The 12,262-nt window shown below is 60.6% G+C and carries 13 protein-coding genes; 8 read left to right on the top strand and 5 right to left on the bottom strand.

Annotation, left to right across the window (positions count from 1 at the left end):
* Positions 1-135 precede the first annotated feature (135 nt).
* From ACSQ83_RS03665 to ACSQ83_RS03640, 6 genes are all read left to right on the top strand, one after another.
* Positions 136-1,095, top strand: coding sequence for an SDR family oxidoreductase (locus ACSQ83_RS03665; RefSeq protein WP_414951893.1), 960 nt, complete (start codon positions 136-138; stop codon positions 1,093-1,095).
* 27 nt (positions 1,096-1,122) lie between these two features.
* Positions 1,123-2,763, top strand: a complete 1,641-nt coding sequence (locus ACSQ83_RS03660; RefSeq protein WP_436227240.1) for an acyl-CoA synthetase — start codon at positions 1,123-1,125, stop codon at positions 2,761-2,763.
* Between the two features lie 10 nt (positions 2,764-2,773).
* Complete coding sequence (locus ACSQ83_RS03655; RefSeq protein ID WP_436227239.1) at positions 2,774-3,265, top strand: Lrp/AsnC family transcriptional regulator; 492 nt, start codon at positions 2,774-2,776, stop codon at positions 3,263-3,265.
* 121 nt (positions 3,266-3,386) lie between these two features.
* Positions 3,387-4,013, top strand: a complete 627-nt coding sequence (locus ACSQ83_RS03650; RefSeq protein WP_436227287.1) for an MlaC/ttg2D family ABC transporter substrate-binding protein — start codon at positions 3,387-3,389, stop codon at positions 4,011-4,013.
* Positions 4,014-4,210: 197 nt separating this feature from the next.
* Positions 4,211-4,447 (top strand): type II toxin-antitoxin system Phd/YefM family antitoxin, encoded by a 237-nt coding sequence (locus tag ACSQ83_RS03645; protein WP_436227238.1) that lies wholly within the window; start codon positions 4,211-4,213, stop codon positions 4,445-4,447.
* Positions 4,444-4,839, top strand: coding sequence for a type II toxin-antitoxin system VapC family toxin (locus ACSQ83_RS03640; protein WP_414951898.1), 396 nt, complete (start codon positions 4,444-4,446; stop codon positions 4,837-4,839). Before ACSQ83_RS03645 ends, ACSQ83_RS03640 begins: the two co-directional genes overlap by 4 nt.
* Before the next feature lie 104 nt (positions 4,840-4,943).
* On the opposite strand, the gene ACSQ83_RS03635 is transcribed toward ACSQ83_RS03640, so the two are convergent.
* The 3 genes from ACSQ83_RS03635 to ispH form a co-directional block, all read right to left on the bottom strand.
* Positions 4,944-5,195, bottom strand: a complete 252-nt coding sequence (locus tag ACSQ83_RS03635) for a hypothetical protein (protein WP_436227237.1) — start codon at positions 5,193-5,195, stop codon at positions 4,944-4,946.
* 172 nt (positions 5,196-5,367) lie between these two features.
* Positions 5,368-6,522 (bottom strand): adenosyl-hopene transferase HpnH, encoded by a 1,155-nt coding sequence (gene hpnH / locus ACSQ83_RS03630; protein ID WP_158939759.1) that lies wholly within the window; start codon positions 6,520-6,522, stop codon positions 5,368-5,370.
* Positions 6,523-6,535: 13 nt separating this feature from the next.
* Positions 6,536-7,504: a 4-hydroxy-3-methylbut-2-enyl diphosphate reductase gene (ispH, locus tag ACSQ83_RS03625; RefSeq protein WP_299709469.1), complete on the bottom strand. Its 969-nt coding sequence runs from the start codon at positions 7,502-7,504 to the stop codon at positions 6,536-6,538.
* A 787-nt stretch (positions 7,505-8,291) separates the two neighbouring features.
* On the opposite strand from ispH, the gene hpnC reads away from it, so the two are divergent.
* Positions 8,292-9,152, top strand: a complete 861-nt coding sequence (gene hpnC / locus ACSQ83_RS03620; protein ID WP_436227286.1) for a squalene synthase HpnC — start codon at positions 8,292-8,294, stop codon at positions 9,150-9,152.
* Positions 9,153-9,219: 67 nt separating this feature from the next.
* The gene (locus ACSQ83_RS03615; RefSeq protein WP_414967691.1) at positions 9,220-10,407 is read left to right on the top strand and encodes a glycosyltransferase; all 1,188 of its coding nucleotides are present in this window, start codon (positions 9,220-9,222) and stop codon (positions 10,405-10,407) included.
* Positions 10,408-10,416: 9 nt separating this feature from the next.
* Here the strand turns inward: ACSQ83_RS03615 and ACSQ83_RS03610 are convergent, their stop codons facing one another.
* Positions 10,417-10,908: a hypothetical protein gene (locus tag ACSQ83_RS03610; RefSeq protein ID WP_414951902.1), complete on the bottom strand. Its 492-nt coding sequence runs from the start codon at positions 10,906-10,908 to the stop codon at positions 10,417-10,419.
* Between the two features lie 150 nt (positions 10,909-11,058).
* Positions 11,059-12,081, bottom strand: coding sequence for a hopanoid-associated sugar epimerase (gene hpnA / locus ACSQ83_RS03605; RefSeq protein WP_436227236.1), 1,023 nt, complete (start codon positions 12,079-12,081; stop codon positions 11,059-11,061).
* Between the last annotated feature and the right edge of the window lie 181 nt (positions 12,082-12,262).

Genomic DNA, 12,262 nt, shown 5'->3' with positions numbered 1-12,262 from the left:
TAGCTCAATTGAAATTGAAGGCAAAATTTAGCAGAATTACTGGCGAAATTTAAGGGTTAACCGGCTTGACGTCAGTATGAAGTTGAGTTTTACTCAAACGCATTGAGGCGCACTCATCCTGTCACGTCGAGAATCATGGAAACCAATCCGAACGATCGCCACAGTCAGCATCAATACCGTTCCGTTTTCCGTCCCGGCCTGTTCGCCGGCAAGGTTGTTTTGGTGACAGGCGGAGGCAGCGGGCTTGGCCGATGCACCGCGCACGAACTGGTCTCGCTGGGAGCGTCGGTGATCCTGATCGGACGAACCTTGGCGAAGCTCGACACCGTGCGCGCCGAGCTGGCCGAGGACTACCCTGAAAGCATCGAACGCGTGCGCTGCCACGCCTGCGATATCCGCGACGAAGCGAGCGTCAAAGAAGTTGTCGCTGCGGCAATCGCCGATTTCAACCGGCTCGACGGCCTCTTCAATTGCGCGGGCGGCCAGTTTCCCGCGCCGCTCGACAGGATTTCGCTGAACGGCTGGGACGCGGTTGTGCGCAATAACCTGCACGGCACCTTCCTGATGTCGCGCGAATGCTTCACGCAATGGATGCGCGATCACGGCGGCGCGATCGTGAACATGCTCGCGGACATCTGGGGCGGCATGCCCGGCATGGGCCATTCAGGCGCCGCGCGCGCCGGCGTCTGGAACTTCACGGAAACGGCCGCGTGCGAATGGGGTTACGCCGGCGTGCGGGTGAATGCCGTTGCGCCGGGATGGATTGCATCGGCGGGCATGGATAGCTACGACGAACGCTATCGCGCGTTGTTGCGGGAGCTCAAGCACAAGGTGCCGTTGCAGCGCTTCGGGACCGAATCTGAACTGGCCGCGGCGGCGGTATTTTTGTTGTCCGAGGCGTCGGCGTTTATCAACGGAACGGTGATTCGCGTCGATGGCGGCGTGCCGAACGCACGGCATTCTTGGCCATTGGCGGCCGCTGGGCGTACGCTGGAATTCAACGGATTTTCTCGATATCAGCCGCCTGCGGGATTGCAGGAATTGACCACTGCGAGCGGTTCAAACGATTCCGATGATCAAGCCGCTATCGAATGAGACTTAACCAAAAACCAGGGAGAAGCGATGCTTCCCGCAGCCGATTCATATGAAACCCTCGCCGGGGCCTTCTCGTGGAAAGTGCCCGCGCGCTACAACATCGGCGTGGACGTCTGCGATAAATGGGCCGACGGGTCCGGCCGCCTCGCGCTGATCTACGAGACGCGCGAAGGGTCGGAAACGCGTTTTACCTTCGATGACCTCAAGGCGCTTTCCAACCAGTTCGCCAACGCGCTCGCCCGCGCGGGACTCAAGCGCGGCGACCGTGTGGGAATCTTCCTGCCGCAATCGCCGGAGACGGCCATCGCGCATCTGGCCATCTACAAGGCGGGTTATATCGCGGTGCCGCTGTTTGCGCTTTTTGGCGTCGATGCCATCCAGTACCGGCTCGCCGATAGCGGCGCAGCCGCGCTGATCACCGACCACGCGGGATTCGAGAAGCTTGAGCAGGTTCGCGGGACGTTGCCCGACCTGAAAGCGGCCTATTGCGTCGATACAAACCCGCGCGAAAACGCCCATTCCTTTTGGGATTCGCTACGCGCGGAACCCGACGTCTTCACCCCGGCCGATACCTCCTGCGACGACCCCGCCGCGATCATCTACACGTCCGGCACGACGGGAAAGCCCAAAGGCGCGCTGCTTGCTCATCGCGCGTTGCTGGGGCATTTACCCGGCGTGGAGATGTCGCAGGGACTTTTTCCGGCGCACGCCCGGCTGATGTGGACGCCCGCCGACTGGGCGTGGATTGGTGGCCTGTTCGACGTCTTGCTGCCCGCGTGGCATCACGGCGTCACGGTGCTCGCGCGTCGATTTGAAAAATTCGATGGCCCCGCCGCGTTCGACCTGATGGCGCGCCACGGCGTCACGCACACGTTCCTGCCACCGACCGCGCTCAAGATGATGCGCTCGGTGGTGCGTCCCGAGCAGTGGCGGTTGTCCTTGCGCGCGGTGGCGAGCGGCGGGGAATCGCTTGGCGAGGAGTTGATCGCGTGGGGCCGGTCGGCGCTTGGCGTGACGATCAACGAGTTCTACGGGCAGACCGAGTGCAACGTGGTCGTGTCGTCGTGTTCTGCGTTGTTCGAGCCGCGGCCCGGGGCAATTGGACGTAGCGTGCCGGGACATCGCGTAACAATCGTCGACGATGAAGGCACCGAACTGCCGCCCGACACGCCGGGCAATATCGCGATTGCCGCGCCCGACCCGGTCATGTTCCTGCGCTACTGGAACAACGAAGCCGCCACGCGCGATAAATTTCGCGGCCAGTTCCTGCTGACCGGCGACCTCGGTTTATGCGACGCCGATGGTTTCATCCGCTTCGTCGGCCGCAACGACGACGTGATTACGAGCGCGGGTTATCGGATCGGTCCTGCGCCTATTGAAGATTGTTTGCTGCGCCATCCCGCCGTGAGCATGGCGGCGGTGATCGGTGCACCAGATGCTGCACGCACGGAAATCGTGATGGCGTTCGTTGTGCTGAATGCAGGTTTCGTGGGAGATGAAGCGCTGGTGCGCGAGCTTCAGCAGCATGTCAGGACCCGGCTGGCCGCGCATGAATATCCGCGCGAGGTCAGGTTTGTCGATGCGTTGCCCATGACGCCGACCGGCAAGGTCATGCGCAAGGAATTGCGGGCGGGGTTGCCGGGTCTGAACGATTCGGCCAAGCCATGAGGACCCGCCGATGACCTCGGAGACGGCCTTGCCCAAACGCAGGCCTCCTGCCGCCGCCCTCGATGCAACCGACCGCAAGCTGCTGGCCTTGCTCGCCGAAGACGCCACGCGGACTTACGCCGAGCTTGGCCGGCTGCTGCATTTGTCTGCGCCTGCCGTGCACGAACGGGCCAAGCGCCTGAAGCAAGATGGCGTCGTCAAGGCCACGGTGGCAACGCTGGATGGCGCAAGCGTGGGCCGGCCGCTGCTGGCGTTTGTTCACGTCGATACCTCCAGTTGGGCAGTCACGCGTCAACTGCTGCAACTGGCGGAGTTTCCGGACGTCGAAGAGATCCATACCGTGACCGGCGAAAGCGCGATGCTGCTGAAAGTCAGAACCCGCGACACGCAGACTCTCGAACATCTGCTGGAGCGCATTCATTCAATCGAGGGATTCACTGGCACGCGAAGTTACATTGCGTTGACGACGTATCTGGAGCGCGGGCCGAGTCCGCAGGCGTAAGGGCGCAGGAAGAGCGTTGACTGAACTGTCACGGCAGACGCAGGTCGATATACTTACTGCGTTTTCCGCTAACTCGGCGCCTCAGGCTGAACGCCGCCCGCCATTACTCGATAACGGTCGTATGAAACGCTATTTTCCTGTCCGTATGGTTTTGTTCGCCCTGGCATGCTCAGCGGCGTTGTTCTCCAGCACGTCGTTTGCGCAGACGAGCCCTGATGCTGTCGTCAAGAGCGCCGTGGAAGGCACGGTCAGCGCGATGAAGGCGGACCCCGTCGCGCGTGGCGGCGACATGGCCAAGATCACGCAATTGGTGCAGACGCGTTTCGTGCCGGCGACCGACTTTCAGCGCACCACGCGGATTGCCGTCGGCAAGGCGTGGAACACGGCGACGCCCGACCAGCAGAAGGCGCTCTACGAGCAGTTCCAGACGCTGCTGGTGCGCACCTACACATCGTCGCTGTCGCAATTACGCGATGAAGACGTCAAGTTCAAATTCGATCCCCCCACGCTCGATGCAGGCGGCAAAGATGCTGTCGTGCAGTCGCATGTGTACTCGACCGGTGGCGATAACCCGGTGCGTTATCGGCTGGAGAAGACGCCGGACGGCTGGAAGATCTACGACATCGACATGATGGGCGCGTGGCTGATCCAGGTGTACCAGACGCAATTCGCGGGTCAGTTGTCGAAGGGCGGCGTGGATGGTTTGATCAAGTTCCTGACGGCGCACAACGCGCGGACGGCGGAGTGAGGAAGGGTAGGGCTACGAACGGGATTCGCGCATGAAGCGCGGGTGAGTGGCTTAGAACATTCCTTGAGCAAAACAAAAGGGCGCACCTGGCACCAAGCCAGATGCGCCCTTTTTTGCAGTAATTGTCAATGCATTGCCATATACAAAACATCTCGCTCTAGCTAAAATGACCATAGACATATGACTAGGGGCAAAATATGCCAAGTCGGCAGGTATCAAAATCCGAGTTCAAGGCGAAGGCGCTTGAATTCTTCAGGTTGGTGGAGTCGTCGGGGGAAAGCCTGATCGTCACTGACCATGGCAGACCCACACTAGAATTGCGCCCGTATCGCGCCGATGCACCGGATCCGCTAGATCTTTTGCGCGGCTCGCTGTTGCGTTATGACAATCCGATGGACCCGGTTGGGGAAGGCGATTGGGAGGCCGCGCAGTGATTGTTCTGGATACGCATACGCTGATCTGGTGGGCAACTAGCGATGCCGCGCTGAGCAAAAAAGCGAAGAATGCTATCGAACGTGAACGAGCCGGTGGCGAAATCGTTATTTCCGCGATTTCGGCTTGGGAAATCGCCATGCTCGTTGAGCGTGAAACGGTAGCGTTCTCAATGGATGTCGAAGACTGGCTCGCTGCCGTGGCTCAAATCCCTGGTGTGAGGTTTGCCCCTGTCGACGTCGATATTTCGGTCAAATCCGTGCAGCTTCCAGGTGAGTTCCACAAAGATCCGGCAGACCGGCTGATCGTAGCGACGGCGCGGAAGTTTGCCGCGCCGCTTGTGACCAAGGACCTTAAGATTAGGGCCTATGCCCACGTCAAGACGATCTGGTAACGCAGGACGTGAACGGGGTGACGTCCGTGCCTTCGGCTCCAACCCCAAGCACCCCCGAAACTTTATGCGCAGCAAGTTCCGCCCTGACGGCCTTCACTCCCGCCTCAGCATTCCGACACAAGCACCATTGCTTTCGACGAAACGCTCTTCGCCGACTTCAGCGCTTTCTCCCGCACCGAGGTCAGGTTTTCGGTCTCGCTCGAGTACTTAAACGATGCCGGCAACAGCCGATAATCCGCTGCCACTTGCGCGGCCTTCGTCTCGCTGAATCCTGTCTTGAACAGTATCTTCGCCAAGAGAGAGTAGTCGTCCAGATCGGCTTTGCCGAGATTGATCATTACGCTGAAATCAGCCATTGCTTCCTGCTTGGTTGCCTTGAAAACCCGTGATGCTACACGGGCGCGCCACATACGCATCTTGAAATACAAAACGGGTGGATAACGCCGCTCGTCGCGACCTTATCCACCCGTTCGTTTCGCAGTATGCAGTGAGCTTGAATAACACGCTGCCAAGCTCACGTGCGCAAACTCAAGCTGCGATCGTCGTTTGCTTGCCGCCCTTGTTGTTCTTCGCGCGGCCGATTTCTTCCAGCTTGATCTCAACGTGCTTCGAGAACACGAATTCAGCCGGGCGTTGATTATCGACCGGCAAGTCCTTCGCATAGGCGCCTTCAGTACGCGGACCGCGCAAGGCAACAAGTGCTGCCTTCAGCGGATGCGCAACCGTATCCATCACGGCGGTGGCTTCGAAGCCGCAATGCACCATGCAGTCGGCGCATTTCTCGTACTTGCCCGTGCCGTACTTGTCCCACTCGGTGGTTTCCATCAATTCCTTGAAGGTTTTCACATACCCTTCACCGAGCAGATAACACGGACGCTGCCAGCCGAACACGGTACGCGCCGGGTTGCCCCAAGGCGTGCATTCGTAGGTCTGATTGCCGGCCAGGAAGTCGAGGAACATGCTCGACTGGCTGAACGACCAGCGCTTGCCGTTATCGCCGCGCTTGAAGATGTCGCGGAACAACGACTTCGTTTTTTCGCGATTCAGGAAGTGCTGCTGATCCGGCGCACGTTCATACGCATAACCCGGCGACACCGTGATGCCGTCCACGCCCATGGGGCCGAGCGTGTCGAAGAAGTTCGCTACACGTTCCGGATCGGCGTCGTTGAACAGCGTGCAGTTGATGTTCACGCGGAAACCACGGCGCTTCGCTTCCTTGATCGCTGCAACGGCCTTCTCATACACGCCGTCTTGCGAGACAGAATGGTCATGCGCTTGCTTGTCGCCGTCGAGGTGAACCGACCAGACGAAGTACGGATTCGGCTCGTAGTCGTCCATCTTCTTTTCCATCAGCAGCGCGTTCGTGCAGAGATAAACGAACTTCTTGCGCGCGATGATGCCCTTCACGATCTGGGGCATTTCCTTATGCAGCAGCGGCTCGCCACCGGCAATGGAGACCACCGGTGCACCGCATTCGTCGACAGCCGCGAGGCAGTCTGCCATCGAGATGCGCTGGTTCAGGATGGGGTCCGGGTAATCGATCTTGCCGCAGCCGTTACACGCCAGATTGCAGCGGAACAGCGGCTCGAGCATCAACGCGAGCGGATAGCGCTTGTTGCGCATGAAATGCTGACGCGCGATGTAAGCGCCAACCCGGACCTTTTGCAGCATTGGAATAGACAATTGCGTGTGCTCCTTAATCTTCGCGAAGGGCGCCAGCGGATGCTGTTGCCGCAGCAAGCGGCTTCGTCAGCTTCGCGGGGAGTTTGAATTCAACCTTTTCTTCGCGGCCGGACATTGTCGTGACTTCAACAGGGCCCAGCGCGCGCAGTGCACTGATAACGTGTTTAACCATTTCTTCCGGCGCGGACGCACCGGCCGTAATCCCGACGGTCTGCGCGTTCGCAAACCAGTCGGCTTTCAATTCCGAGCCATCTGCCACGAGGTAGCTCGGCACGCCGGTTTCGGCGCCGATCTCGCACAGACGATTCGAGTTGGAACTGTTGGTCGCCCCGACCACCAGCAAAACATCGACTTGCTTGCTCAACTCGCGCACCGCCGCCTGGCGATTTTGCGTGGCATAACAGATGTCACGCGTATCCGGGCCAACGATATCTGTAAACCGGCGATGCAGTGCGTCGATGATGTCGCGCGTATCGTCCACCGACAACGTGGTTTGCGTGACATACGCTACGGGGGCATCGACGGGCAGCGCGAGCGTTGCCACTTCCGCTTCGCTTTGCACGAGCACCACGGTGCCGGGAATCTGCCCGATGGTCCCTTCCACCTCGGGGTGCCCCGCATGGCCGATCAGGATCAGCGTGCGGCCCTGCGCGACATATTGCCGGCCCTGGACGTGGACCTTCGTCACGAGCGGACAGGTGGCGTCGAGCACATCCAGGCCGCGCGCTTCCGCGTCGGCTTCAACCGTTTGCGCTACGCCGTGCGCGCTGAAAATAGCAACGGCGCCGTGCGGCACTTCGTCGAGTTCTTCGACAAAACGCGCGCCCTTGCTACGCAGATTGTCGACAACGTGCCGGTTGTGAACAATCTCATGGCGCACGTAGACGGGCGCGCCATGTCGTTCAAGAGCGCGATCGACAATTTCGATCGCGCGGACCACGCCCGCACAAAAGCCGCGGGGTTGAGCAAGGATAATACGCATATTCGGGCGAACTCCGACTGGCGCGGGTTTCGAATGGAACCGGCTATAAGCTTCGATCAAATCCGGTCGATTTGTTGTAAGCGAAATTAAAGCTTCTCGGAAAAGCTTTGGGAAACAACTGGCTGGAAAGAAGCCATTCGTTTCAACTTTAAGGCCGAAGTTGACCGCGTATTCTAACTCGTCCAGTTTTTGGATGCTTGTAAGAGGCTATTAGAGGGTGTTTACGTTTCTACCGGCAGGGTTGAATTACTGCGGAGACGCGGAAGCCTGTAAACTAGCGCTTTGCCGCGTTTGAGGCCGCGTTTGCGCTAAACAGTTTTGAAGCGGCCATGGCGGCGTGATCCGGCCTTTCAGGCGACTGCGGCACGCGCGGACAATAGTCGTCCAGCGCTGCAAGGCACTATGAAAAGCCCGTGCCGGGCAGTATCGGCGGGGATCAGCGGCTGTGGGGACACTAGGCCGGGCTGCCGATCCAAACCGATGCTGACGGGCGTTTGAGCCTCACCTGCGCGGAGGCGGACGCCGCTTAAGCCGGACGAACGAGTCGCCTCGGCGGCTGCATCAAGCGCCGGAAGCACCGGATTTGCCTGGATTCGCGCCTGGTCCTTCAACAGGTTTCGGGCAGCGCACGACAAGAATTTATCCCGTGTCGAGTCGTTGCGCCTAACCAACATTCACGTCGTCCGAACGGAATGTTGTTATGTGTCAGCGATCCGGCACGAACGGCCTGCGTGCGTCGATGTCCATTTTGGCATCCGCGCGCCGTGTCGAATACCTGGACCGCCTTATGGAAGTCGATCACTACGAAAATTTCCCGGTAGCCAGCATATTGCTGCCGAAACGGCTGCGTGCGCCGGTCGGCGTGATTTATCACGTCGCGCGCACGGCAGACGACATCGCCGACGAAGGCGTCTTCGATCCGGCCGAACGCCACGCCCGCCTTGCCGATTTCCGCGCGGGCCTCGATGCGGTCGCCGCCGGTTCACCGGCGGCGGTTCACCCCATGCTGTTCGAGAAACTGGCCGGCACCGTCGCGCAATATGGGTTGCCGCTCGGCCCCTTCTACGATCTCGTCTCGGCGTTCGATCAGGACATCGACACCACGCGTTACGCCGATTGGCCTGCGCTGATGGACTATTGCCGGCGCTCGGCGAATCCGGTCGGGCGGCTGATGCTGCATCTCTTCGACGCCAGCACGCCCGAGAATCTCGCCGATTCCGACGCGATCTGCACCGCGCTGCAGCTCATCAACTTCTGGCAGGACGTGGGTATCGACTGGAAGAAGAGCCGCATTTACATGCCGTTATGCGATCTCACGCGTTTCGGCGTGACCGAACGGCATATCGACGAGCAAATCTGCGACGACGCCTGGCGCGCGCTGATGCGGCATGAGGTTGACCACGCCCGCGCGATGATCGTTGGCGGTGCGCCGCTGGCCGTGCGTATGCCCGGGCGGTTCGGGCTGGAGCTATGCAGCGTCGTGCATGGCGGTCTGCGTATCCTTGAAAAAATTGAACAGGCGGACTACGACGTGTTCCGCAAGCGTCCGGTGCTGAAAGGCCCGGACTGGGCGGTCATCGGCGTGCGTTCCCTCGCGATGCGGCTGCGCGGCCGGGTGGGTGTGCAGTTGCGCTCGGTTGAAGGCTGATCTGACGCGGCCATGGCACCCTCCTGATGTTGAATCTGCTTAATCATCGACCTGTTTCGAATAAACGATGCTCCTGATTGCCTGGTTGTCCCTTCTCATCTGGCTTGTCCTGCTGTTTGGCCGCGGCGGTTTCTGGCGCGCGCAGCCCCTCGAACGGCTCAGTGAAAGTACCGTTCACGCCGTCGGCCAAGCCGAGATTGCACGGCGCGGCGCGTGGCCGGCGCTCGTCGCGGTCGTGCCGGCGCGCAATGAAGCCGATGTGATCGGCCGCGCGGTGACATCGCTGCTAGCGCAGGATTACGCGGGTTCGTTCCACCTGATTGTCGTCGATGACCACAGCACCGACGGCACCGCCGACGCCGCTCAAGCCGCCGCGCGCGACGGCGGTTTCGAAGACCGCCTGACGGTGCTGACGGCCGCGCCGTTGCCGCCCGGCTGGTCCGGCAAGGTGTGGGCGCAGTCGCAAGGCATTGCGGCTATCGACGGGCTGGGTTTCCCCGCCGATTACCTGCTCCTTACCGACGCCGACATCCGTCATCCGGCGGACGCTGCCTCGCAACTGGTCGCACGCTCGATTCTTGAAGATCGCGACTTGGTCTCGCTGATGGTGCGGCTGCGCAGCGATTCCTCATGGGAAAGGGCGTTGATTCCCGCGTTCGTGTTTTTCTTCGCGAAGCTGTATCCGTTCGCGTGGGTGAACGACGTAAGCAAACGCATGGCCGCGGCCGCGGGCGGTTGCATGATGGTGCGGCGCGCGGCGCTGGTTGAAGCGGGCGGGATGGAATCGATTCGTGGCGAACTGATCGACGATTGCAGCCTCGCTTCGCGTATCAAGTTTCGTAACGGCGTGAATGCGGCGCGGCCGATCCGGCTTGATCTTGCCGCCGACAGCGAATCGCTGCGGCCTTACGACGACTGGCGCGAGATCTGGAACATGATCGCGCGCACGGCGTTCACGCAGTTGCGTTATTCGGCGGTGCTGCTCGTTGGGACCGTGCTGGCAATGTGCGTGATCTATCTCGCACCGCCGGTGGTTGCGTTGACGCTGGGCGCAAAAGGCTGGCCGGCATGGCTCGCCTGGATTGCGATGTGCTGCGCCTATGCGCCCATGTTGCGCTACTACCGCCGTTCCATAGTCTGGGCGCCAATATTGCCGCTGATCGCGCTGTTTTATGTGAGCGCGACCGTTGGCTCGGCCATACGGTTCTGGCGCGGCAAAGGCGGGCAGTGGAAGGCGCGCGTCCAGGCGCCTTGAGCGGTTCCCTCACCGCTTCGTCAGCAGCGCGTACATCTCGATGATGGTGTCGGGCGAGAAAGAGAACGGCACCCAGCCGTGTCCGGTATGGCGCAACACCAGCAAACGGTCGCCGTTCGCATAACGTTGCGTGGCCATCACCGGGTTTTTCGTCGCGACAAAACGCCAGCCTTGCGGGAGGCCGCTCGGCTGTTCGACGTCCATCGACGCGCGCGCGTTCGATAATTCCTCGATCAACTCCGATACCCCTTCGGGGCTCAACGGCACCGTCACCCCGCCAATCGTCATTGCGATCAGGTTCTTGTCGGGGCGCGAGACGTTCAGCGTGGGCTTTTCTTCAGCCACGGTCGGTTGTTCTTCAGCCGCCGGTTCAACAGCGGCGTCACTCACAGAAGAAGCAGAAGCAGTGGAAGTGCCAGGAGAAGCGGGAATAGAAGCGGCGGCGAGAATCAGCTCATCGAGGCTTGATTCCAGCGCGCCGAGCTGGTCGGTTAAGTTCATGCGTTGTTTGCCTTGCTAGCCTTACATCGAACCTGTGATTTTAACTGCTGCGTACCGCGCAACGTCTCCACACGTTGTAACAAAATGCGTGGATGACGCTAAAAATGCCATCAAAACAACAGGCGATGCGTACCTTGCTTCATCGTCGCTTCATCGATTCAGGTAGCCGTTCGCGCGAAACCAGTCCAGCGCGTGACTCAGGCCTTCACCATATGGCCGCGCCTTGTATCCCAGCTCCCGCTCCGCTTTCGCCGACGTGAAGTACATCTTGTTCTTCGACATCCTCAAGCCATCGACGGTAACGAACGGTTCCTTGCCGGTGAACTTCGCGTAAAGCTCCGCGCCGATTGCAAGCGGATACAGCGGGCCGCGCGGCAACTTGATGGTCGGCGGCTTGCGTCCGGCAAGTCCCGCGATGTCCGCCAGCATCTGCTGCAGCGACAAATTCTCGCCGCCGAGAATATAGCGTTCGCCGATCACGCCGCGCGCAAGCGCCAGCAAATGGCCGTTCGCCACATCGTCGACATGAACGAGGTTCAGGCCGGTATCGACGAAAGCGGGGATCTTGCCCGTCGCCGCTTCCACGATGATCCGCCCGGTCGGCGTCGGCTTGACGTCGCGCGGACCGATCGGCGTGGACGGGTTCACGATCACCGCCGGCAAGCCGTCATTCGCGACCATCCGCTCGACCGCGCGCTCCGCCAGCACCTTGCTGCGTTTGTACGCGCCAATGGTCTGCTGGGCCTGCGCAGGCTTGGTTTCATCGACGATATCGCCCGCCGGACTCACCTTCAGCGTCGCGACGCTGCTCGTGTACACGATCCGCTCGACGCCCTCGGCCAGCGCCGCGCGCATGGTAGCCTCGGTGCCTTGCAGGTTCGCGCGCTCGATTTCGCCCGGATCGCGGGCCCAGATGCGGTAGTCGGCGGCGACGTGCAACACGTAGCGCACGTCCTTCATCGCGGCCCGCATGGAGGCTTCATCGCGCATGTCGCCGATCACGACTTCAGCGTCGAGTCCTTCGAGGTTCTGCCGGGAACTGGTCTTGCGTATGACTACGCGAACATCAAAACCCTGGCTCCGCGCGATCCGCGCCACCGCCGATCCGACGAATCCGGATGCACCGGTGACAAGCACGCGTCCACGGGCGAACCCACTTAACGGGTCAGTCATTTTTGCCTCTTTTTGTCTTGCAAAGGTAACAGTTGCGCGTCGTCCGAATCGTCGCTATTCCCCGCCAACCCATATGTGACAAGGGCTTGCGGCTCGTGCTATGGTCCGGTGCTGTTTAGGTTCACCGTCACCGAAATTTAAAGAAAAGTCTTCAGCCAATGTTCATAGACAGTCGAAATCG

The organism is Caballeronia sp. LjRoot29 (genome assembly GCF_964252755.1).
Lineage (GTDB): Bacteria > Pseudomonadota > Gammaproteobacteria > Burkholderiales > Burkholderiaceae > Caballeronia.
This window is presented reverse-complemented; position numbering and strand designations above follow the sequence as displayed.